The 21,242-nt window shown below is 69.8% G+C and carries 21 protein-coding genes and 1 pseudogene; 11 read left to right on the top strand and 11 right to left on the bottom strand.

Translation table 11 applies throughout. From position 1 onward, the window contains the following. Window positions 1-2: 2 nt before the first annotated feature. Window positions 3-725: a TetR family transcriptional regulator gene (locus G6N16_RS05160; RefSeq protein WP_083030013.1), complete on the bottom strand. Its 723-nt coding sequence runs from the start codon at window positions 723-725 to the stop codon at window positions 3-5. 71 nt (window positions 726-796) lie between these two features. Here G6N16_RS05160 and G6N16_RS05155 point away from each other — a divergent pair, with 71 nt between their 5' ends. The 8 genes from G6N16_RS05155 to mnhG all read left to right on the top strand — a co-directional run bounded on the left by G6N16_RS05155 (window position 797) and on the right by mnhG (window position 9,523). Continuing rightward, complete coding sequence (locus G6N16_RS05155) at window positions 797-1,873, top strand: ferredoxin reductase (protein ID WP_083030014.1); 1,077 nt, start codon at window positions 797-799, stop codon at window positions 1,871-1,873. A gap of 169 nt (window positions 1,874-2,042) precedes the next feature. Further along, complete coding sequence (locus G6N16_RS05150; protein WP_234805775.1) at window positions 2,043-3,230, top strand: fatty acid desaturase family protein; 1,188 nt, start codon at window positions 2,043-2,045, stop codon at window positions 3,228-3,230. Between the two features lie 202 nt (window positions 3,231-3,432). Beyond that, complete coding sequence (locus G6N16_RS05145; protein ID WP_083030016.1) at window positions 3,433-6,282, top strand: Na+/H+ antiporter subunit A; 2,850 nt, start codon at window positions 3,433-3,435, stop codon at window positions 6,280-6,282. Then, window positions 6,279-6,764 carry a Na(+)/H(+) antiporter subunit C gene (locus tag G6N16_RS05140; RefSeq protein WP_083030017.1) on the top strand — a complete coding sequence of 162 codons (486 nt, stop codon included), beginning with the start codon at window positions 6,279-6,281 and terminating at the stop codon, window positions 6,762-6,764. The genes G6N16_RS05145 and G6N16_RS05140 overlap by 4 nt, the downstream gene beginning before the upstream one ends. Next, complete coding sequence (locus G6N16_RS05135) at window positions 6,764-8,371, top strand: Na+/H+ antiporter subunit D (RefSeq protein WP_083030018.1); 1,608 nt, start codon at window positions 6,764-6,766, stop codon at window positions 8,369-8,371. The genes G6N16_RS05140 and G6N16_RS05135 overlap by 1 nt, the downstream gene beginning before the upstream one ends. Continuing rightward, a complete protein-coding gene (locus tag G6N16_RS05130) occupies window positions 8,368-8,898 on the top strand; it encodes a Na+/H+ antiporter subunit E (RefSeq protein ID WP_083030019.1) in 531 nt (176 codons plus the stop codon). Before G6N16_RS05135 ends, G6N16_RS05130 begins: the two co-directional genes overlap by 4 nt. Further along, a complete protein-coding gene (locus tag G6N16_RS05125; protein WP_083030020.1) occupies window positions 8,895-9,206 on the top strand; it encodes a monovalent cation/H+ antiporter complex subunit F in 312 nt (103 codons plus the stop codon). The genes G6N16_RS05130 and G6N16_RS05125 overlap by 4 nt, the downstream gene beginning before the upstream one ends. Beyond that, window positions 9,203-9,523, top strand: a complete 321-nt coding sequence (gene mnhG / locus G6N16_RS05120; protein WP_083030021.1) for a monovalent cation/H(+) antiporter subunit G — start codon at window positions 9,203-9,205, stop codon at window positions 9,521-9,523. The genes G6N16_RS05125 and mnhG overlap by 4 nt, the downstream gene beginning before the upstream one ends. Here mnhG and G6N16_RS05115 read toward each other — a convergent pair. The 6 genes from G6N16_RS05115 to G6N16_RS05090 are packed head-to-tail and all read right to left on the bottom strand — an operon-like array spanning window position 9,520 to window position 13,771. Continuing rightward, the gene (locus G6N16_RS05115; protein ID WP_083030022.1) at window positions 9,520-10,428 is read right to left on the bottom strand and encodes a cation diffusion facilitator family transporter; all 909 of its coding nucleotides are present in this window, start codon (window positions 10,426-10,428) and stop codon (window positions 9,520-9,522) included. The genes mnhG and G6N16_RS05115 overlap by 4 nt on opposite strands. Window positions 10,429-10,432: 4 nt before the next feature. Beyond that, window positions 10,433-11,065: an LON peptidase substrate-binding domain-containing protein gene (locus G6N16_RS05110; RefSeq protein WP_083030023.1), complete on the bottom strand. Its 633-nt coding sequence runs from the start codon at window positions 11,063-11,065 to the stop codon at window positions 10,433-10,435. Further along, window positions 11,066-12,199, bottom strand: coding sequence for a glutamate--cysteine ligase (locus G6N16_RS05105; RefSeq protein WP_083030024.1), 1,134 nt, complete (start codon window positions 12,197-12,199; stop codon window positions 11,066-11,068). Then, window positions 12,180-12,902, bottom strand: coding sequence for a superoxide dismutase[Cu-Zn] (sodC, locus tag G6N16_RS05100; RefSeq protein WP_083030025.1), 723 nt, complete (start codon window positions 12,900-12,902; stop codon window positions 12,180-12,182). Before sodC ends, G6N16_RS05105 begins: the two co-directional genes overlap by 20 nt. A 10-nt stretch (window positions 12,903-12,912) precedes the next feature. Continuing rightward, window positions 12,913-13,407 carry a LytR C-terminal domain-containing protein gene (locus G6N16_RS05095; protein WP_083030026.1) on the bottom strand — a complete coding sequence of 165 codons (495 nt, stop codon included), beginning with the start codon at window positions 13,405-13,407 and terminating at the stop codon, window positions 12,913-12,915. 52 nt (window positions 13,408-13,459) lie between these two features. Next, on the bottom strand, window positions 13,460-13,771 hold the full coding sequence (locus tag G6N16_RS05090; RefSeq protein WP_083030027.1) for a nucleoid-associated protein NapA: 312 nt from the start codon (window positions 13,769-13,771) through the stop codon (window positions 13,460-13,462). A gap of 153 nt (window positions 13,772-13,924) precedes the next feature. Here G6N16_RS05090 and G6N16_RS05085 point away from each other — a divergent pair, with 153 nt between their 5' ends. The 3 genes from G6N16_RS05085 to G6N16_RS05075 are packed head-to-tail and all read left to right on the top strand — an operon-like array spanning window position 13,925 to window position 15,981. Continuing rightward, window positions 13,925-14,518 (top strand): peptide deformylase, encoded by a 594-nt coding sequence (locus G6N16_RS05085; protein WP_083030108.1) that lies wholly within the window; start codon window positions 13,925-13,927, stop codon window positions 14,516-14,518. Next, window positions 14,518-15,168 carry a GNAT family N-acetyltransferase, cg3035/Rv0428c family gene (locus G6N16_RS05080; protein WP_083030028.1) on the top strand — a complete coding sequence of 217 codons (651 nt, stop codon included), beginning with the start codon at window positions 14,518-14,520 and terminating at the stop codon, window positions 15,166-15,168. The genes G6N16_RS05085 and G6N16_RS05080 overlap by 1 nt, the downstream gene beginning before the upstream one ends. Before the next feature lie 3 nt (window positions 15,169-15,171). After that, window positions 15,172-15,981 carry an exodeoxyribonuclease III gene (locus G6N16_RS05075; protein ID WP_083030029.1) on the top strand — a complete coding sequence of 270 codons (810 nt, stop codon included), beginning with the start codon at window positions 15,172-15,174 and terminating at the stop codon, window positions 15,979-15,981. 367 nt (window positions 15,982-16,348) lie between these two features. On the opposite strand, the gene G6N16_RS05070 is transcribed toward G6N16_RS05075, so the two are convergent. From G6N16_RS05070 to G6N16_RS05055, 4 genes and pseudogenes are all read right to left on the bottom strand, one after another. After that, window positions 16,349-17,695 (bottom strand): NHL repeat-containing protein, encoded by a 1,347-nt coding sequence (locus tag G6N16_RS05070; RefSeq protein ID WP_083030030.1) that lies wholly within the window; start codon window positions 17,693-17,695, stop codon window positions 16,349-16,351. A 52-nt stretch (window positions 17,696-17,747) separates the two neighbouring features. Further along, window positions 17,748-18,281, bottom strand: a pseudogene (locus G6N16_RS22180) (serine/threonine protein kinase); the annotation flags it as partial. A gap of 591 nt (window positions 18,282-18,872) precedes the next feature. After that, complete coding sequence (locus G6N16_RS05060; RefSeq protein ID WP_083030032.1) at window positions 18,873-19,388, bottom strand: hypothetical protein; 516 nt, start codon at window positions 19,386-19,388, stop codon at window positions 18,873-18,875. Then, window positions 19,388-21,133 (bottom strand): MFS transporter, encoded by a 1,746-nt coding sequence (locus G6N16_RS05055; protein WP_083030033.1) that lies wholly within the window; start codon window positions 21,131-21,133, stop codon window positions 19,388-19,390. The genes G6N16_RS05060 and G6N16_RS05055 overlap by 1 nt, the downstream gene beginning before the upstream one ends. Window positions 21,134-21,242: the final 109 nt, after the last annotated feature.

The raw sequence follows: 21,242 nt of genomic DNA, 5'->3' as shown, positions 1-21,242 counted from the left end.
CGCTACTGCGCAGCCGGTTCGCCGCTGCGCCAGTTGACCACCCCGATCAGGATCATCCGCAGCTGACGCACAGCGGTGCGGCGGATGTCCTCGATCGCCGCCGGGTCCGATGCGTCCTCGGTGGCCTCGGCGATCGAGATCATCGAGTTCACCATCAGGCTGGACAGCACGCTGAGATCCTCGTGCGTCCAGGTGTTCAGCCCCGGGATGCGGGCCAGGTCGACGGCCAGCTCGGAGGTGATCACCCGGATCTCGCTGCGGATGGCATGCCGCAGGGTGGACACACCGCTGTGCCGTTCCCGGGCGATGAACCGCCAGTGTTCGGGGTCGTCGCGCACCCCCTTGATCAGGATGTCGATGGAGGACTCGATGATCCGGCTCGGGTCGAGCTGGCCGGTGCGGGCGCTGCGCAGCATGTCGCGCAGGGTCCGGAAGGACTCGTCGATCAGCACCAGGCCCAGGGCGTCCATCGAATCGAAGTGCCGGTAGAACGCCGTCGGGGCGATGCCGGCCTCCCGGGCCACCTCGCGCAGGCTCAGCGCGGAAAAACTGCGCTCGGACAGCAGGTTCAGCGCGGCGTCGAGGATGGAGCGCCGGGTGGCCTCCTTGCGCTCATCGCGCGAGGTGGACGCCTTGGGCGTGCGGACGCGCGCATCCGACCGCGCACGCGCCTCTTTGAGGCGCGCCGCGCGGCTCTGATGTGATCTCGGTGTACGACTGTCCACTGAATGTGAACGCTAACACATTCGGCGCGTTCCCATTGACGAGGACCGCCCCCGCGCCGCATTGTGTACACATGTTCACCGAAATGCTTAGCCCCCGCCTCCGGGAACGGGTCCTCGAATCTTCCCTGATGAAGGTGCTGACCTGGCCGCAAGGCGTGGACAGCTACACCGAGGTCGTCGACCCCGCCTGGACCCTGAAGGAGGGTCGCGCCACGGTTACGACCGTGCGCTGGCAGACCCCGCGCAGCGTCACCATCACCCTCCGCCCCAACGAACTCGGAGCACAGTCGTTCCGTTCCTTCCGCGCCGGGCAGCACATCAACGTCGGCGTCGAGATCGACGGCCGTCGGCACACCCGTTGCTACTCGCCCACCGTCGCCGAGGGCGCCGAGGCCATCGAGCTGACCATCGGCCTGCACGACGGCGGCCTGGTGTCGCAGCACCTGTACCAGCACGCCCGCCCCGGCATGGTCGTCGCGATCAGCGCCCCGGCCGGCGACTTCGTTCTCGACACCGCAGGGGCCCGCATCCTGCTGGTCTCCGGCGGCAGCGGCATCACCCCGGTGCTGTCCATGCTGCGCACCCTGCGCGCCGCCGGCCACACCGGCGAGGTCGCGTTCGTGCACTACGCCCGCACCTCCGAGGACGTCTGCTACGCCCACGAGCTGCGAGAACTGGCCGCCCAGGGTGTTCGGGTGCTGCTGTCCTACACCCGCGACGACTCGGGTGACCTGACCGGTCACGTCTCCGCCGAGCACCTGGCGACCGCGCTGACCGACCCCGACGCGGTCTACGTCTGCGGCCCCGCCGCCCTGGTCGACGCCGTCCGCGAGATCCACCCCGAGGCCCGCTCGGAGAGCTTCGTGGCCCCGACCTACACCCCGGGTGAGGCCTCCGGCGGCCTGGTGTCCTTCGCCGACAGCGACAAGTTCGTCTCCGACGACGGCAAGACGCTGCTGGAGCAGGCCGAGAACGCCGGCCTCAAGCCGGAATTCGGCTGCCGCATGGGCATCTGCCACGGCTGCACCCGCCTCAAGACCAGCGGCATCGTCCGCAACATCAACTCCGGAGCCGTGTCCTCGGCCGAGGAGGAAGAAATCCAGATCTGCGTGACGGTGCCCTGCGGCGACGTCGTCGTGGACCTCTGACCAAACGATCTTCAGACACCACACACCACAAACACTCTTCGAAAGGACGCGTGACATGACTGCTCTCGCAGAACCGGTCTACATCGACGACACCGCCGACGTTCTCGTGCCCGAACAGGTCTTCACCAAGCAGGTCGGCGACAAGACCGTCCGGCTGACCAAGACCCAGATGGACGAGTTCGGCCGTGAGCTCGACGCCATCCGCAACCGGGTTCTCGCCGACCTCGGCGAGCGGGACGCCAGCTACATCCGCGACGTCATGAAGCTGCAGCGCAAGCTGGAGGTCTACGGTCGCGGCATGCTGTTCCTCGGCATCCTGCCGCCGTTCTGGCTGGCCGGCACCGCCATGCTCGGGTTGTCGAAGATCCTCGACAACATGGAGATCGGCCACAACGTCATGCACGGCCAGTACGACTGGATGGGCGATCCCGGCCTGCGCGGCCAGGAGTTCGAGTGGGACAGCGCCTGCCCGTCGGACCAGTGGCGCTACACCCACAACTACATGCACCACACCTACACCAACGTCGTCGACCTGGACCGCGACGTCGGCTACGGCGTGCTGCGGATGAGCAAGGACCAGCCGTGGGAGCCCTACTTCCTGGGCAACCCGGTCTACGCCTTCCTGCTGATGGTGCTGTTCCAGTACGGCGTGGCGCTGCACGAGCTGGAGACCGAGCGGGTCCGCGCCGGTGAGCTCAAGTGGATGGACAAGCGCGAGGTCATCAAGGAGATCTGGGGCAAGGTCAAGAAGCAGACCAAGAAGGACTACGTCGCCTACCCGCTGCTGGCCGGCCCGTTCGCGCCGGTGGTGTTCACCGGCAACATGGTGGCGAACCTGATCCGCAACGTGTGGTCCTACACCATCATCTTCTGCGGGCACTTCCCCGCCGGGGTGAGCGAGTTCAGCCTGGACGAGGCGCGCAACGAGTCCCGCGGCCACTGGTACTTCCGCCAGGTCCTCGGCTCGGCGAACATCTCCGGCGGCAAGTGGTTCCACATCTTCAGCGGCAACCTGTCGTTCCAGATCGAGCACCACCTGTTCCCGGATCTGCCGGCCCACCGCTACGAGGAGATCTCCTCAGAGGTCCAGGACATCTGCCGCCGATACGGCATCCCCTACAACACCGGCCCGATCCACAAGCAGTTCGGCTCGGTGATCGCCAAGATCGTCAAGCTGGCCCTGCCCCCGGGCCTGGGCGGCGTCGGCGAGCGCCGCGAGCGCCGGAAGGTGTCCCGCAAGCAGGTGCGCGCCGAGTACCAGGCCAAGCTGGCCGCCGAGGTCGCCGGCCAGATCGCCCGCGACCCGGGCGAGCCCTGGGTCAAGCCCTACCAGGTGAAGGCGATCACCGCCGGATAACCGCAACGACCCGGAGATGCCCCGACCGCCCCGTGCGGCCGGGGCATCTCCTTTTCCGGCGTGCGTCCGCCTTTTCCGGCCGGCGTGCGTGTCCCCGGTCCGACGTGCCCGAACCCCACCCCAGTAGGCTGGAAAGCAGTCCGAGCCATGCCCGGCTGACACCCCGAGCCCAGCGGCGACACCGCTGAGAACCTGGAGTGCCATGCTCACCGTCCTGTTCGCCCATGCCGTCGCCGCGGCCGTGGCGCCGCTGTTGGTGAGCCGGTGGGGGCGTCGGGCCTTCTACCCGCTGGCACTCGTCCCGCTGATCTCGCTGGTCTGGGTGGCCACACACTGGCCCACCGCAACGCGCACCGAAACCGTGCACCTGTCCTGGGTGCCGGAGCTGTCGATGAACCTCGACCTGCGCTTCGACTCGCTGTCGGCGGTGCTGGCGGTCCTGGTGCTGGCCATCGGCGCGCTGGTGCTGTTCTACTGCGCGGCCTACTTCGAGCATCACGACGGCAGCACCGAGAAGCGGCTGCCCAGCTTCGCCGCGGAACTCGTCGCCTTCGCCGGCACCATGTTCGGCCTGGTCACCGCCGACAACACGCTGCTGCTGTACGTGTTCTGGGAGCTGACGTCGGTGCTGTCGTTCCTGCTCGTCGGGCACTACGCCGAACGTGCGGCCAGTCGCCGCGCCGCCACCCAGGCGCTGCTGGTCACCACCTTCGGCGGGCTGGCCATGCTGGTCGGGATCATCATCCTCGGGCACGACGGCAGCTACCTGCTGTCGGAGCTACTCGCCCATCCCCCGCAGGGCACCGCCGTCGACATCGCGCTGACCCTGGTGCTGGTCGGGGCGCTGAGCAAGTCCGCCATCGTGCCGCTGCACTTCTGGCTGCCCGGCGCGATGGCCGCCCCCACCCCGGTCAGCGCGTACCTGCACGCCGCCGCCATGGTCAAGGCCGGCGTCTACCTGATCGCCCGGCTGGCCCCCGGTTTCGCCGACGCGCCCGGGTGGCGGCCGACGATCATCGGCCTCGGCCTGCTCACCATGCTGCTGGCCGGCTGGCGCGCCGTCCGCGAATACGACCTCAAGCTCATCCTGGCGTTCGGCACCGTCAGCCAGCTCGGCCTGATCACCCTGCTGGTCGGCACCGGCGGCGCCGACGCGATGCTGGCCGGGCTGACCATGCTGTGCGCGCACGCGATGTTCAAGGCGACGCTGTTCATGGTGGTCGGCATCATCGACCACACCACCGGCACCCGCGACATCCGCAAACTGGCCGGGTTGGGCGGCCGGGCACCCGTGCTGGCGACCGTCGCGGCCGCGGCGACGGCGAGCATGGCCGCCCTGCCGCCGTTCCTCGGTTTCATCGGCAAGGAAGCCGCCCTGGACACGTTGCTGCACAGCGCCGAACTCGGGCACTGGGCCCCGTGGGTGCTGGCCGGGGTGACGCTGGGTTCGGTCCTCACCACCGTCTACAGCCTGCGGTTCTTCCTCGGCGCGTTCGGCGGCAAACGCCGCGGGGAACCGAGCGTCCGGGTCGCCGAGATGCATCGCCCGAGTGCCGGATTCCTGGCCGCCCCCGCCATCCTGGCCGCGGCCGGCCTGGTTCTCGGGCTCGTCCCGGGCCTGCTGGAACGGCTCATCGCCCCGGCCGGGGCCGACTACCACCTGGCCCTGTGGCACGGGCTCAACCTGCCGCTGCTGCTGACCGTGGCCATCCTGGCCATCGGTGCCGCGATGTTCGCGGCGCGCGACCGCATCGATACGCCGGTGTACCTCCCGCTGGGCAACGCCGACCGGATCTACGACGCCGTCCTGCGCGGTATCGAGTTCATCTCGTTCAAGCTGACCGCCGCGACCCAGCGCGGTTCGCTGCCGGCCACCCAGACCGTGATCCTGACGACGCTGGTGGTGCTGCCGAGCACGGTACTGGCACTCGGCGCCCGCAACCGGCCGCATATCGAGCTGTGGGATATGCCGCTGCAGTCGGTGGTCGGCGCGTTGATGCTGGCCGGGGCACTCGGCGCGGTGGTGATGCGCAACCGGCTGGCGTCGGTGCTGCTGGTCGGGGTGACCGGCTACGGCTGCGGCACCATCTTCGCCTTCCACGGTGCACCCGATCTCGCGCTGACCCAGTTCCTGGTGGAAACCCTGACGCTGGTGTTCTTCGTGCTGGTGCTGCGCGCGCTGCCCGCCGAGACCGACATCCGCAGTCGCCGGCACCGGTTCCCGCGCGCGGTGCTGTCCTTGGCCGTCGGCGCGATGATGACCGGCATCGCCGCGTTCGCGATGGCCGCCCGCACCGGTCACACCGTCGCCGAACTGCTGCCGAACGCGGCCTACACACGTGGGCACGGCGCCAACACGGTCAACGTCATCCTGGTCGACATCCGGGCCTGGGACACCCTGGGCGAGATCTCAGTGCTGCTGGTGGCGGCCACCGGGGTGGCATCCCTGGTGTTCCGGCACCACCGGTTCGGCACCGCGCCGCGCATCACCGACACCGACACCGGTCCGATCGCCCGGTCGGCCGGACCGTACAGCCCGGCCGTCGGCGACATCACCTGGCTGCGCGGCAGCGAGTACCGCGACCCGCGCTTTCGCTCCCTGGTGCTGGAGGTCGCCACCCGGTTGATCTTCCCGCTGATCATGGTGCTGTCGGTGTACTTCTTCTTCGGTGGCCACAACACCCCCGGCGGCGGGTTCGCCGGCGGCCTGACCGCCGGGCTGGCGCTGGTGCTGCGGTACCTGGCCGGCGGTCGCTACGAACTTGGCGAGACGCTGCCGCTGGACGCCGGCAAGATCCTCGGCGTCGGGCTGTCCCTGGCCGCGGGCACCGCCGTCGGCTCGGTGCTGCTCGGTGCACCGGTGCTGTCGTCGGCCCTGGTGGAGCTCGACGTACCGGTGCTCGGGCACATCAAGTTCGTCACCGGACTGATCTTCGACCTGGGCGTGTATCTGATCGTCGTCGGACTGGTGCTCGACGTGCTGCGCTCGCTCGGTGCGCGCCTCGACGTCGAGGTCGGCGAGTCCACCATCCATTCGGCGGTGACCCGGTGACCGTCTACCTGCTGCCGCTGATCCTGATCGGCGGCCTCGCCACCGCGGGGGTGTACCTGCTGACCGAACGCAACCTGACCCGGCTGCTGCTGGGCCTGCTGTTGGTCGGCAACGCGGTGAACCTGCTGATCCTGACGGTCGGCGGACCGGCGGGCAACCCGCCGATCGACGGCCGGACCAGCGCCGGGCAGACCGACACCGCCGATCCGCTGGCCCAGGCGATGATCCTGACCGCGATCGTCATCACCATGGGGGTGGCAGCGTTCGTGCTGGCACTGGCCTACCGCTCCTACCGACTGACCACCGACGACGACGTCGCCGACGACGACGAGGACACCCGGGTGCTGCAGACCGCCGAGCAGGTCAGCGGCCCGGCGGACCTGCCCGTCGACGACACCCCTACGCCCGGCGCCGAGGAGCCGCGCCCGGCCGCCCTCGACGACGCCCCCGACGAGCTGGACGCCGTGCCGGAGGGCTCCTGATGACGTGGGTGGAACTGGGGCAGCTGCTGACCCCGCTACCGGTGCTCATCCCGCTGCTCGGTGCCGCGCTGACCCTGATCGGCAGCCGCCGGCCGCGCGGCCAGCGGCTGGTCACCCTGGTCGCCCTGTCGGCGGTGGCCGCTGTGTGCGCGGTGCTGCTGTTCCTGACCGACGCGCACGGCACCCTGGTGCTGCAGGTCGGCGGGTGGGGACCCACCGACTCCGGCGACGGGCCGCTCGGCATCACCCTGGTGGTGGACCGGCTCTCGGCGCTCATGCTGGTGGTGTCGTCGCTGGTACTGCTGGCGGTGGTCGTCTACGCCATCGGCCAGGGCATCCGCGACGGCGACGACCGCCAGCCGGTATCGATCTTCCTGCCCACCTATCTGGTGCTGTCGGCCGGTGTCTGCGGCGCGTTCCTGGCCGGTGACCTGTTCAACCTGTTCGTCGGGTTCGAGGTGCTGCTGGCCGCCAGCTTCGTGCTGCTGACCATCGGGGCCAGCAAGGACCGGGTGCGCGCGGGCATCTCCTACGTCATGGTGTCGATGGTCTCGTCGCTGATCTTCCTGCTCGGCATCGCGCTGGTGTACGCGGCGACCGGCACCCTGAACATGGCCGAGCTCGCGGTGCGCCTCGACCACGTCGCCCCCGGCACCCGCACCGCACTGTTCGCGGTGCTGCTGGTGGCGTTCGGCATCAAGGCGGCGGTGTTCCCGCTCTCGACATGGCTGCCGGACTCCTACCCGACCGCGCCCGCGCCGATCACCGCGGTGTTCGCCGGGCTGCTGACCAAGGTCGGCGTGTACGCCATCATCCGGGCGCACTCCCTGCTGTTCCCCGGCGGCGCGCTGGACAACGTGCTGATGGTGGCCGGGCTGTTGACCATGATCGTCGGGATCCTCGGCGCGATCGCGCAGAGCGACATCAAACGGCTGCTGTCGTTCACCCTGGTCAGCCACATCGGCTACATGGTGTTCGGGGTGGCGCTGTCCAGCCAGCTGGGGATGGCCGGCGCCATCTACTACGTCGCGCACCACATCATCGTGCAGACCACGCTGTTCCTGGTGGTGGGGCTCATCGAACGCCAAGCCGGCGCGTCCACGCTGCACCGTCTCGGCGGGCTGGCCGCCGCGAGCCCGTTGCTGGCGTTCGTGTTCGCCGCCCCGGCGCTCAACCTCGGCGGTATCCCGCCGTTCTCCGGGTTCATCGGCAAGGTCGCGCTGCTGCAGGGCGGCGCGGCCGCCGGGACCCCGCTGGCCTGGCTGCTGGTCGCGGGATCGGTGCTGACCAGCCTGCTGACGCTGTGGGCGGTCACCCGGGTGTGGACCAAGGCGTTCTGGCGGGCACGCGCCGACGCGCCCGACGGCGAGCTGGCGATGGCGACGCCGTCGTCGCTGCTCGAGGACGCCGGCGACGTGGCGTTCGCCGACCGGGACGACGTGGGCCGGATGCCGGTCGGCATGGTCACCCCCACGATGGCATTGATCGCCCTGGGTCTGGCGCTGACCGTGTTCGCCGGGCCGATCTTCGGCTATGCACAGCGGGCGGCGTCAGAGATCATCGACCGCGGCGAGTACATCGCCGCCGTGCTGGGGGGTGCGCCGTGAACCGGTGGCGCCGGATCGTCCCGCGGCTCGCCCTGATCGGCTGGTTGATCGCGGTGTGGGTACTGCTGTGGGGCCACGTCTCGGTGCCGAACCTGATCGGCGGCCTGGCGGTGGCGCTGGTGGTGACGCTGGCCCTGCCGTTGCCCGAGATCCCGATCGAGGGTTACCTGCGTCCGCTGGGCCTGCTGCGGCTGATCGGTTATGTCGCGGTATCCCTGGTGTGGTCGAGTCTGCAGATGGCGTGGCTGGCGATCCGGCCCCAGGCACCGCCGATGAACGCGGTGCTGCGCGCGCACCTGGCGATCCCGTCGGACCTACTGCTGGCTCTGGCGGTCAACATCATCAACCTGACCCCGGGCACCATCGTGTTGGAGATCGACCAGGTGCGACGGCTGATCTACGTGCACGTGCTCGACGTCGGGTCGCCGCGGGCGATCGAGCGCTTCTACCGGCAGATCGACCAGGTGCAACGACGAGTGCTGGGGGCATTTCCCCGCTATGCGCCGAAGGCGGGTGAACGCGCATGACAACCGTGTTCGTGATCGCCGCCGCCATGCTCGCCGCCGCGGCCACACTGACCATGTTCCGGTTGCTGGCCGGACCGAGCACGCTGGATCGGCTGGTCGGGCTGGACACCCTGATCGCGGTCGCCATGTGTTCGATCGGCACCTGGGCGGCGTTCAGCGGCGACACCACCGTCACCTACAGCCTGGCCGCCCTGGCCCTGATCAGCTTTGTCGGGTCGGTGTCCATCGCCCGGTTCCGGGTGCCCGACACCGACGCCCCGCACGAACCCGAGCCATCCGGCAATCCGACGGCGGGAGACGAACTGTGAGTGCCACCGACATCGTCGCCGCGGTGCTGATCCTGTCCGGTTCGGCGCTGGCGCTGACCGCGGCCATCGGCATCGTCCGGTTCCCGGACACGCTGTCGCGGATGCACGCGGCGACCAAACCGCAGGTCCTGGGGCTGCTGCTGGTGCTGGCGGGCGCGGTGACCCGGCTGGGCGGGCACGCCGACGTCGGCATGCTGATCCTGACCGGGCTATTCACCCTGATCACCGCGCCGGTGATCGCCCAGCGGGTCGGCCAGCTGGCGTATCGGGAGCAGAACCTCGCCGACCGGCTGATCGTCGACGAGCTACACGACTAGCAGGGGCCCGCCATCCGCCAGGTCTCATAGGAGCGGGGGTCGTCGACGGGTTCGAGGTGCACGACGGGCACCGCGTCCTCGACCGCTTCGTGCAGGGCGTCCTCCACCTGCTCGGTCAGGTCGTGGCCGCGCTGCACCGACCAGTCACCGGGTACCAGCAGGTGCAGCTGGATGAACCGCAGCCGGCCCGAGGCCCGGGTCCGCAGGTCGTGGATCCGCACACCGTCGGTGCAGAACGGCACCAGCGCCGCCTCGATGCGGGCCAGCTCGTTTTCGGGCAGAGCGGAATCCATCAAGCCCGCCGTCGAGCGGCGCACCAGTTTCGCGCCGACCACCAGGATGTTGACCGCGACGGCGATGGCGATCAGCGGGTCCAGTGGCAGCCACCCGGTCAGCTGCACCAACCCGACCCCGACGACCACCCCGGCGGTGGTCCACACGTCGGTCATCAGGTGCTTGCCGTCGGCCTCCAGCGCCAGCGACCGGTGCCGCCGGCCCACCCGCAGCAGTGTCATGGCGACCGTCGCATTGATCAGGCTGGCCAACACCGAGATGCCCAGGCCGATCCCGATGTGTTCGAGTTCCCGCGGGTGCAGGAGGCGGTCCACCGCACTGGCGACGATGACGGTGGCCGCGGCGGCGATCATCACGCCCTCGACGATCGCCGAGATGTATTCGACCTTGAGGTGGCCGAAGTTGTGCCCCGCATCGGGCGAACGGGCGGCGATCCGCAGGGCGATGAAGGCGACCGTCGCGGCCACCAGGTTCACCACCGATTCAGCGGCGTCCGACGCCAACCCGACCGAACCGGTCACTCGCCAGGCGATCAGTTTCAGCGCGATGACGACGAGCGCGGTGGCGATGCTGACCAGTGCCCACCGGCTCAGGTCGCGGACTGCGGACACCGGGTCACTGTCCCTCGGGCAGCTGAAACCGGACCATGGCGGTGACGGTTTCGACGGCCTCGCGCAGGACGGCCAGTCGCTGCTGCGGCCCGGGTGCGGTGAGCACGTCGTACTTGTCCGCCGGCCCCATCGGCACCCGGGCGGCCAGCCCGAACAGCCGGTGCCCGTCGTGCTCGGGCAGCCCGGCGAACACCTCGCTGCGGTCGCGCAGCCGGATGCCGCGGGCGCCGGCGATCAGTTGCAGCAGCGCCCAGATCTCATCCTCCAGCTCCAGCATGGCGGTGGGCACCACCTCGCCGGGCTCGTCGGGCCAGGGCTGGATCTCCGCCCGCGGGTAGGGGTCGTCGGGCAGCCATTCAGTCACCCGGAATCGTTGCTGGGCAACGCATCTGAGCTGATAGCGACCGTTGCCCTGGGCGACGTGGCTGGTGATGCGGGCCAGCGCGCCGACGTCGTGGCGCACGTCGCCGCCGCCGACCTCCCGGCCGCGGGCGATCAGCACCACCCCGAAGGCCGGATCGTCACCGGACAGGCAGTCGGCGACCATCGCCGAATACCGCGGCTCGAACACCCGTAGCGGCAGCGACTCCCCCGGCAGCAGCACCGTCTGCAGCGGGAACATCGGCGTGGCCGGCATCTAGACGTCCAATTCGCCGATCAGCGCGTCCACGACGGCCCGCAGGTCACCCTCGTGCTCCTCGGAGACGCGGCGCTGGCGCTGGTAGGACGCACCGAGGCGGGGGATGTCGGCGACGGCGGCCAGCTCGTCACTGCACCCCAGCGTCGCCGCGACCGGCTCCATCCGGGTCAGCAGGTCGTAGAGGTCCTCGGTGACCAGGCGTTCGTTGGAGTCGGCGTCGAGGATGATCACCGCGTCCAGGCCGTAGCGGGCCGCGCGCCACTTGTTCTCCTGTACGTGCCACGGCGGCATGGTGGGCAGTTCCTCACCGGCGTCCAGGCGACGGTCCAGGTCGACGATCAGGCAGTGTGTCAGCGCCACCAGCGCGGACAGCTCGCGGATGTTGGACACCCCGTCGAAGATGCGGACCTCGACGGTGCCCAGGTGCGGCGACGGCCGGATGTCCCACCGGATCTCGTTGATGTGGTCGATGATGCCGGTCTTCTTCTGGTCGGCAACGAAGCCCTCCCACTCGGCCCAGGTCTGGAACTGGAATGGCAGTCCGGCCGTCGGCAACTGCTGGAACATCATCGCCCGGTTGCTGGCGTAGCCGGTGTCGGTGCCCTCCCACCAGGGCGAGGACGCCGACAGCGCCAGCAGGTGCGGGTAGTAGTTCAGCAGCGACGAGATGATCGGCATCACCTTGTGCGCGCTGGACACCCCGACGTGCACGTGCACACCCCAGATCAGCATCTGCCGGCCCCACCACTGGGTGCGGTTGATCAGCTCCGCGTAACGGTGCCCCTCGGTCAGCTCCTGAGCCGACCAGCGGGCGAACGGGTGCGTGCCCGCGCAGAACAGTTCCATCCCGCGGGCGTGCACCGCGTCGCGCACGGTGTGCAGGGTGGAGCCCAGATCCGCCATCGCCTCGCCCGAGTTCTCGCAGATCCCGGTCACGATCTCGATGGTGTTGCGCAGCATCTCCTTGTGCACGCGCGGGTTCTCGCCGAGTTCGGCGATCACCGCGGCCGCCTCGTTGGACAGATCACGGGTGACGGCGTCGACCAGCGCGAACTCCCACTCGACGCCGACGGTCGGCCGGGGTGACCCGGCGAACTCGATCCGCTCGGCGCTAGGGTGCGCCGATGACACCGCAGGCGACCCGGTTGCCGGCGTCGCCGGTGGCCTTGGTCTTCGCGTCGGGGCCGGGGACGCCCTCGGCCTGGTAGCGCGTCGGGATGTTGGCGAAGTTGTCCGCGCCCTCGTGGATGATCAGCGCGGTCTTGCCGCCGGAGATCTCGTCCTGGGTGACGGCGTCGGTGGTGGTGACCAGCAGCGCCGAGCCGTCGGCCCGGACGTTGAGCGAGGTCAAGTCACCGCTGCTGTGGGATCCGGTGTGTCCGGGGGCCTGGAAGTGTCCACCGGCGGACAGGAACGCTCCCGGCTCACCGGTGCCGTCGGGGGCCTTCGAGTTGGCTTCGCACTTGCCCACGGAGTGGATGTGCAGGCCGTGGAATCCGGGCGCCAGGCCACTGCCGGGCTGGGCCTCGACGGTGATCTGGACGTAGCCGCTGTTGAACGCGAATTTCGCGGTCGCCACGTCGGCGCCCTCGGCGTTCTTGAGGGTAACGGTCTGCTCGTTGGCCGCCGGCGACTGCCCGGTGCCGGTGTGGGCCTGGCTGGTCGGCGCCCCGGAAGTGCCGGTCCAGATCGGCGGGGTGGCGCCCGGCGACGGGGTGTGGTCGGTGGGCTCCTGTCCGGGCGGCGAGCAGGCGCTCAGCAGCACGACGGGCACGGCGAACAGGATGGCGGCTGCTGATTTCCCCAGCAGCTGAGGGCGGGCGGGCTTGACCATGGTGCAGAGCCTATCCGGTGACGATCACAACCACACTGGGTGGTTCTTGCGGAACCTGTTCGGCGATTTCCGGGGTCCGTTCGGCGACGTGCGCGTTCAGCGTCTCGGCGATCTTCTTCGCCGCGTCCTCCTGGCCCTCTTCCGGCCCGTAGAACACCGTGGTCTCCGGAATGTCGGTCAGCGTGAGGTTGCCGACGTTCTCGTCGGGGATCTCCCAGTGCGCGGCCCGTAGCTGTTCGGCGACGCGGGCGGCCGCCCCCTCGGTCTGCGAGATGTTGTAGACCTTCACCGCGACCTGGGGCGCGGGCGCCTCGGCGCTCGTGGTGGTGGAGCTGGTGGCCGAGGCGGCGGCGCTGGTGGAGCTCCCGGCGGCCTTGCCGTCGGAGTCGTCGCCGGAGGACATCGACTGGATGGCGACCAGCAGGAAGACCGCGCCGAGAAACAACAACACCATCACCATGGCCCGCAACGGGAGGCCGGAAGAATCCGGGACGCGCTCGTTCATCGGGCCCACTGTATCGGTGCGGCCGTCGAATCCGGGAATCCCACGGCGGGGCTCAGTTCGGTTCGAAACCCAGCCGGCGGGCCGCCTTGGCCTTCTGCCGGCTGGCCCGGACCCGGCGCAGCCGCTTCACCAGCATCGGGTCGGCAGCGAGTGCCTCGGGCCGGTCCACCAGGGCGTTCAGCACCTGGTAGTAGCGAGTGGCCGACATGGAGAACAGGTCCTTGATGGCGTCTTCCTTGGCCCCGGCGTACTTCCACCACTGCCGTTCGAAGGCCAGGATGTCGTGTTCGCGTCGGGTCAGCCCGTCGGCGGGTTCGGCGTCGTCCTGCAGGAGTTCAGCACTCGACATCGCGCCGTCCCTCATCTCACCCGAGCCCTTCCGCCCTCACCGAATGCCAAGGCTGTAGTTCGCCAGATATTGAACCACGCCGCGACCGCCGGTACGGCCACCCAGGCCCGCGCGTCGCCGTCGATCCAGCGTCCGGGCATCTTCGGCGGCTGTCCTAAACTTCCGGCCATGGCCATCAGACCCATCGTCATCACCGGCGAGCCCGTTCTGCACCAGCCGACCCAACCGGTCGCAGTGGGCGCCGACGGCAGCCTGCCCGACGATCTACCCGCCCTGATCGCCGACATGTACGAGACCATGGACGCCGCGCACGGCGTCGGGCTGGCCGCCAACCAGATCGGGGTCGGGTTGCGGCTGTTCGTCTACGACTGCGCCGACGACCGCGGTGCGGCCACCCGCCGCCGCGGCGTGGTGATCAACCCGGTGCTGGAGACCTCGGAGCTCCCCGAGACGATGCCGGACCCGGATCACGACGACGAGGGCTGCCTGTCGGTGCCCGGCGAATCGTTCCCGACCGGCCGCGCCGACTGGGCGCGGGTGACCGGCCTGGACGCCGACGGCAACCCGGTCACGCTGGAGGGCACCGGACTGTTCGCCCGAATGCTGCAGCACGAGACCGGCCACCTCGACGGGTTCCTGTACGTCGACATGCTGATCGGCCGCAACGCCCGCGCGGCGAAGAAGACCATCAAGCGCAACGGCTGGGGGGTTCCCGGGTTGTCGTGGATGCCCGGCGAGGTCCCCGACCCGTTCGGGCACTGATGCCGGCCGTCGGCGCCCGGGTCAGCGTGCGCTACCGGCTGCCCGACGGAGCCGAGCCGCCCTTCAGCGAGGCAATCGGGTGGCTGGAGGCGCTCACACCGAGGATTCTGCTGCGCACCCGCGGCGGTGAGCTGTTGTCCATCGAACGCGGCGACGTCGTCGCACTGCGCGAGGTGCCGCATCGCGCCGTCCGGACCTCCGAGATCCGGGAGCTGCATCGGGCGATCGCGGCGGCCACGCCGGCCCTCGAGCAGGACACGGCGGCCGGCTGGCTGGTCCGCCACGGCGATGCGGTGCGCGGGAATTACGCTGCGCCGCTGGATGTTTCGGCGACGGTCGCGGGCTTGCCGGAGGTTCTGCGGTGGTTCGACCGCTTCGGCGAGCCGGTGCGGCTGCTGCTGCCGGACCGCACGCTGCCGGTCCGCGTCGACGGCGGCGAGGCCATGCTGGTATTCGAAGGCGAGTCGCGCGAGGGCGCACTACCCGACGGCGTGCAGCTGACCGAGGTGACCGCGGACGGGGTGACGCGGGCCTATCTGGCGGTGCCGGCCGACGATCCGGTTGCCGTCGCGTTCGCCGGGTCGGCGGGTTTCCGGCTGCACCACGGCTACCGGTTCGTGGCGCCGTCGGTGCTGCTGCCTACGATTTAGCTCATGCGACTGGCGACCTGGAACGTCAACTCGATCCGCACCCGCGTCGAGCGGGTCACCGACTGGCTGGCGCGCGCCGACGTGGACGTGCTGGCCATGCAGGAGACCAAGTGCACCGACGCGCAGTTCCCCGCGCTGGCCTTCGAGGCGCTGGGCTACGAGATCGCGCACGTCGGCTACAACCAGTGGAACGGGGTGGCCATCGCCTCCCGGGTCGGGCTGGATGAGGTAAGCATCGGGTTCGACGGGCAGCCCGGCTTCGGCAAGGACGGCGCGGCACCGGAGGCCGAGGCCCGGGCGCTGGGTGCGACCTGCAACGGGGTGAGGGTGTGGAGCCTGTACGTGCCCAACGGCCGCTCCCTCGATGATCCGCATTTGGAATACAAGCTGGAATGGCTTGCCGCGCTGCGCGATACCGCCTCGGGCTGGCTTGCCCAGGACCCCGAGCAGCCGATTGCCCTGGTCGGCGACTGGAACATCGTGCCGCGCGACGACGACGTGTGGGACATCTCCGCCTTTGTCGGCAAGACCCATGTGTCACCGCCCGAGCGCGCGGCGTTCGAGGCCTTCAACGACGCCGGGTTCGCCGACGTCGTGCGGCCGTTCACCCCCGGGCCCGGTGTCTACACCTACTGGGACTACACCCAGCTGGCGTTCCAGAAGCGCCGCGGTATGCGGATCGACTTCATCCTCGGCTCACCGGCACTGGCGTCGCGGGTCGCCGCGGCCGAAATCGTCAAGGACGAGCGCCGGCCGCGCAAGGGCACCACCGCCCCCAGCGACCACGCCCCCGTCGTCGTCGACCTGGAGTGAGTGCGACTCACCCGTTCGCGTGCGCCCAGTGGGCCGGGAGTGCACTGGGCGACGTTCTTCGCCTCGGGAGTGCACTGGGCGTGGCGTTTTCGCCCGAATCGGGGTTTCCGAGCGAGCTCACCGCACTGCCGATCCGGAAACCACGGCTGAGCGCACTGCCGGCGCCCTAAACCACGCTCACCGCACTCGCGACGCCCCAGAACCGGCCCGACGCACCCCCGACCGCACACCAACGCCGCGCAAACAACACCAGCCACTTGTGCAATAGGGCCTGGCCACTACCGCGAGGCGGAGATCGAGCGGGCCTTCGGGGCTGGTCTCGCCGTGGTCTACTACGGGTCGGAGGCCTTCTTCTGGCTGCAGGCCGCTATCGCCGGGTGAGCTTGAGGACCTGGCCGGCGTCGGCGACGTAGATGCTGCCCTCGGCGTCGACGGCGACACCCCACGGACCGCCGAGGCCGGTGAACGGCAGGGTCTGCGGGGTGTGCCCGTCACGCTCGAGGGCGAGCACCCGGCGGTTGTCCTCGTCGCCGACGTAGAGGTTGCCCGCGGAGTCCACGGCGACACCCTTGGGCCGGTTCAGCCCGGTGAACGGCATGGTGCGTTGCGACTGGGAATCCCTGTCCAGCGCGACGATCCGGTCGTTGTCGGCGTCGGCGACGTACACGGTTCCGGCGAAGTCGACCGCGATGGCCGCCGGATCCTTGAGCCCGGTGAACGGCAGCGTGCGCGCCGTGGTGGACCCGGGGTCGAGCGCCAGCACCTGCGCCTCCCCCAGGTGCCAGTCGCCAACGTAGACGGTGCCATCGGCGTCGATCGCCAGACCCTCGGGCCCCTTGAGCCCGGTGAACGGCAGCGTCCGCGGCGAACTCGCGCCCTTGTCCAGCGCGAGGACGTGGTCCTTCATGAAATCGGTGACGTAGACGGTGCCGGCGGTATCCACGGCGACGGCCCGGGGACTCTCCAGCCCGGTGAACGGCAGCACCCGCTGTTTGGTAGCGCCGGCTTCCAGTCCCAGCACCCGGTCGTCGCTGGCGTCGGCCACGTAGACGCTGCCGTCGGGACCGACCGCCACGCTCCACGGGTTGGCGGTGAAACTCAGTGTGCTCTGGGTCAATTCGTCGGGGTTCGGCAACCCGGTGCGCACGGTCGCCGACGATGTGGCCCCGGTGGCGCGGCCGTCGGCCCGCATGGTGTCGCTGTCCGTGGGCAGCAGGGTGCCGACGACGACGCCGAGGACCGCGATCACCACCACCACGACGATGCCGATGGTCCACCACATGGTCCGGCGACCGGCCTGCTGCGGGTAACCGGGCGCACCGTAGCCGGGGACGGTCGAATTACCTTCCAGCGCGCCGATATTGACCGGGATACCGTAGCTGACCGGGGGTGACGGTGGCACCCAGCCGGTGGGTTCGGCAACCGGCGGAATAGACGGAGCCGGATAGCTGTAGGCCGGCCCGGATGTCGTCGGCGGCGGCGGGTACACCGGCTGGGGCGGCGGATACACCGGCGGCGGTTGCACATACGCCGGCGGCGGAATCGGCTGGGAAGCAGGCGTATCGGCGACCAGCGCGATCAGCGTGGCGTCACTGAGGTGTGCGTTGAGGTTCCGGGCGCGCACCGTCAGCGCGTACAGCTCGTCGGGACGCAGGATACGGCCGGTGAGGGCGGCCACCCGCTGGCCCAGCAGCAGCTGATCGGGCGCGGTCATGCGTCGATCCTGCCTGCCGCCGGGCGCCCCGTCGACATCAGGTGTGAGCGTCGTCGATTTTGAGGACGCGGTTGTTGCCGTAGTCGGCGACGTAGACCGCGTTCTTGGTGTCCACGGCAAGGCCGCTGGGCTTGTTCAGCCCGTGCAGCGGCAGCACGCGCTGGGTGCTCGAACCCTTGTCCAGCGCGACCACCCGGTTATTGCCGTTGTCGGCGACGTACACGGTGCCGGTCGGTCCGACGGCGATGCTGGCCGGGTCGTTGAGACCGGTGAACGGCAGCACCTGCTGGCTGGAAGAGCCGGCGGCCAGGGTCACCACCCGGTTGTTGCCGTTGTCCAGCACGTACAGGGCGCCCGAGCCGTCGACAGCCAGCGCCCAGGGCAGCGACAGTCCGGTCAGCGGCAGTTCGGTCTGGGTGGCGGCACCGCGCGCCAGAGACACCACGCGGTTGTGTTCACTGTCGGCGACATACAGCGTGCCCGCCGCATCCAGAGCCAGTCCGGCGGGCCGGCTCAGCCCGGAGAACGGTCCCACCCGCTGCTCGGTGGAGCCCGGGGTCAGCCCGACGATCCGGTTGTTCCCCATGTCGGCGACGGCGACCTCACCGGCCGGTGAGACGACGATCTGGCCGGGGCGCGACAAGCCGGAGAACGGCAGTTCCTGCTGAATGTCGGCGCCCGGCGCCAGCGACAACACCCGGCCACCGAGATAGTCGACGACATAGACGGTGCCGCTCTTGGTGACCGACACCTCGCCGGCGCCGTCCAGCCCGGCGAACGGGAGCACCGTCTGGCCGGCATCGGCGGGCGTGCTGGTGACCGTCGGCTCCGTCGCCGTCGCCGACTCCGGGGGCGCGCTCTTGGGCAGCACGAACCACACAACGGCTCCCACCACGGCGACGACGACGGCCACCGCCGCCGCGATCCCGATCGCGCGGGTCCGGTTGCGGGGCTGCGGAGCGGGCACACTCGCGGGCGCGGCGGGATAGGCGTAGGGATACGGGCCGGCCGGGTTCGGGTAATAGCCCTGGGGATAGCCGTAGGACTGCGGCGGATACGGCCCAGGTGCGGTCATCTCGGGTTCCTCTCCGTCTCCGCCGTCGTACTCCCCGCCAACGCGGTCGTCGCACCCAATTGTCCTCCCCGCCGAGTGGGCGAGCCGGCACCAGTTTTGGGCTCAGCGATACGGACCCGACGGCGAAGCCGTGGGGAGGCCGGGACCGACCGGCGGCGCCGGTCGCGTCGCGCACCACGCGCGGGTCTGCGGCAACAGAGCGCCCACCAGCGTCGCGAGCGGAAACAGCACGGGTACGACGATCCCGAACGCCAGGGTCACCCAGTCGTGTTCGGGACCCAGCCCGGCGATGAACCAGTACAGCGCCGCGGCGCTGGCGCCCATCGCCAGTCCGGCGGCGGTCAGCACCGTCGCCCGCCCGGAGTGCTTCGACAGCAAATAGGCCCCGATGCCGAACAGCACCGCCGCAACCAGGGACGACACCGCGGTCGCGGCCGCCGCCAGCAGCGGGCCCACCGCGGTGATCTGTTCGTCCGGGAAATCCGCGGAGAACCCGATCTGCAGGGTGGCGGCGAACCCGAACACCAGCACCGCGAATCCGGCGAAGCAGGCCAGCCAGATCGAAGCCACCATGGACAGCCAGGAGGCGACGACGGTGATCAGCACCCGGGGCGGCATCAGGCCAGGTTATCCGCCTTCGCGCCCTCGCCGTAGCGTCCGGGGCTGAACATCGACGCGATCGCCCCGATCACCATCATCACCGCGGCGGCGCCGAACACCACCTCCAGACCGGCGTGGAACGGCGCGGTGATCAGCTCGGGGAAGAACGTGTGGCCGGTGAGAACCTCGGCGTTGACCCCGGGCTGCTGCAGCGCCCCGAAGGGGGCCAGCAGTTCGGCGATCGGGTTGTAGCCGAGGAAGGCCGCGAACAGGCTGCCGACCGGCGGCAGATTCGCCACATCCTGGGCGACGCCGGCGGAAACCCCCTGGGCCTGCAGGCCGTCGGACAGCGCCGACGGCAGCGTGCCGGCCAGACCGATGATCATCAGCGAGAAGAAGATGCCGATCGACAGCGACGATCCGGCGTTGAAGAACGTCGCGCGCACACCGGAGGCCGCGCCCCGCTGGTCGGCCGGGACGCTGGACATGATGGCCGCGGTGTTGGGCGCGGTGAAGATGCCGCCGCCGAAACCGTTGAGGAAGATCAGCACGGCGAACACCGGGTAGTCGAAGTTGACCGGGATGGCCAGCAGCGCCAGGAACGACCCGGCCATCAGCACCATGCCGCCGACGGTGAACGGCCGGGCCCCGAAGCGGTCCGACAGCGACCCGGCCAGCGGTCCGGCGACCAGGAACCCGGCGGTGATCGGCAGCATGTAGATCGCCGACCACAGCGGGGTGGATTCGAAGCTGTAGCCGTGCAGTGGCAACCAGATGCCCTGCAGCCAGATGATCAGCATGAACTGCAGGCCGCCGCGTCCCATCGAGGACATCAGGCCGGCCAGGTTGCCCATCCCGAAGGCCGCCGACCGGAACAGCCGCACGTCGACCATCGGCTGTGCGACGCGCAGTTCCACCGCGCAGAACGCCACCAGCAGCGCCAGGCCGGTGCCGATGGCGCCGAGCACCGCCGGGTTGGTCCAGCCGGTCGGCGAGCCGCCGTGGGGCTGGATGCCGTAGGTGATGCCGATGAGCAGGACGGTCAGGCCGATGCCGAAGGTCAGGGTGCCCGCCCAATCCAGCCGGCCGGGGGTGCGCGACCCGAGTTCGCGCAGCGAGCGGTAGCTCCAGACGGTGCCGATCAGGCCGATCGGCACCCCCACCCAGAAGATCGCCTTCCAGTGCCATTCCGACAGCGCACCGCCGATGAGCAGGCCCAGGAAGGACCCCGCCACCGCGGCGACCATGTTGATGCCCAGCGCCATGCCGCGCTGGTTGGCCGGGAAGGCGTCGGTCAGGATCGCCGAGGACGACGCCATCAGCATCGCGCCGCCGAAGCCCTGAATCACCCGCCAGGCGATCAGCCAGACCGCGCCGCCACCGAGTTGGAACGGGTCGAAGGACAGCGCGACGGCCGCCAGGGTGAACACCACGAAGCCGAGGTTGTAGATGCGCACCCGGCCGAACATGTCGCCGAGGCGGCCGAAGGGCACCACCAGCACGGCCGTCACCACCAGGTAGCCCATCAGCATCCACAGCAGGTAGCTGACGTTGCCGGCCTCCAGCGGGTTGAGCCCGATGCCGCGGAAGATGGCCGGCAGGGAGATCAACACGATGGACGCGTTGACGGTGGCCAGCAGGGTGCCCAGCGTGGTGTTGGACAGCACGATCCACTTGTAGTGCGGGTGGTCGTGGTCGATACGGCGACGCCGCTCGGCCGTCGCCGTCAGGGCGGGGTCCGGGGCGGTCGCGGTATCGGTCATCTTGGGTCTCGGCATTCGGTTCGCTTCAGGTCTATGCATTCGTCGCGCTGTCAGCACGCGACACAATACATATGTTAGCTATACAAATAACCCCTGAGCAATGCCCTAC

The sequence above is a fragment of the Mycolicibacterium insubricum genome, from assembly GCF_010731615.1.
In the GTDB taxonomy this organism is placed as follows: Bacteria; Actinomycetota; Actinomycetes; order Mycobacteriales; family Mycobacteriaceae; genus Mycobacterium; species Mycobacterium insubricum.
This window is presented reverse-complemented; position numbering and strand designations above follow the sequence as displayed.

Excerpts from the sequence above, each read along its gene's own strand:
- G6N16_RS05155 (WP_083030014.1), top strand. The coding sequence starts at position 797 with ATGTTCACCGAAATGCTTAGCCCCCGCCTCCGGGAACGGGTCCTCGAA.
- G6N16_RS05150 (WP_234805775.1), top strand. The coding sequence starts at position 2,043 with ATGGACGAGTTCGGCCGTGAGCTCGACGCCATCCGCAACCGGGTTCTC.
- G6N16_RS05145 (WP_083030016.1), top strand. The coding sequence starts at position 3,433 with ATGCTCACCGTCCTGTTCGCCCATGCCGTCGCCGCGGCCGTGGCGCCG.
- G6N16_RS05135 (WP_083030018.1), top strand. The coding sequence starts at position 6,764 with ATGACGTGGGTGGAACTGGGGCAGCTGCTGACCCCGCTACCGGTGCTC.
- G6N16_RS05125 (WP_083030020.1), top strand. The coding sequence starts at position 8,895 with ATGACAACCGTGTTCGTGATCGCCGCCGCCATGCTCGCCGCCGCGGCC.
- G6N16_RS05110 (WP_083030023.1), bottom strand. The coding sequence starts at position 11,065 with ATGCCGGCCACGCCGATGTTCCCGCTGCAGACGGTGCTGCTGCCGGGG.
- sodC (WP_083030025.1), bottom strand. The coding sequence starts at position 12,902 with ATGGTCAAGCCCGCCCGCCCTCAGCTGCTGGGGAAATCAGCAGCCGCC.
- G6N16_RS05095 (WP_083030026.1), bottom strand. The coding sequence starts at position 13,407 with ATGAACGAGCGCGTCCCGGATTCTTCCGGCCTCCCGTTGCGGGCCATG.
- G6N16_RS05090 (WP_083030027.1), bottom strand. The coding sequence starts at position 13,771 with ATGAGGGACGGCGCGATGTCGAGTGCTGAACTCCTGCAGGACGACGCC.
- G6N16_RS05085 (WP_083030108.1), top strand. The coding sequence starts at position 13,925 with ATGGCCATCAGACCCATCGTCATCACCGGCGAGCCCGTTCTGCACCAG.
- G6N16_RS05080 (WP_083030028.1), top strand. The coding sequence starts at position 14,518 with ATGCCGGCCGTCGGCGCCCGGGTCAGCGTGCGCTACCGGCTGCCCGAC.
- G6N16_RS05075 (WP_083030029.1), top strand. The coding sequence starts at position 15,172 with ATGCGACTGGCGACCTGGAACGTCAACTCGATCCGCACCCGCGTCGAG.
- G6N16_RS05070 (WP_083030030.1), bottom strand. The coding sequence starts at position 17,695 with ATGACCGCGCCCGATCAGCTGCTGCTGGGCCAGCGGGTGGCCGCCCTC.
- G6N16_RS05060 (WP_083030032.1), bottom strand. The coding sequence starts at position 19,388 with ATGCCGCCCCGGGTGCTGATCACCGTCGTCGCCTCCTGGCTGTCCATG.
- G6N16_RS05055 (WP_083030033.1), bottom strand. The coding sequence starts at position 21,133 with ATGACCGATACCGCGACCGCCCCGGACCCCGCCCTGACGGCGACGGCC.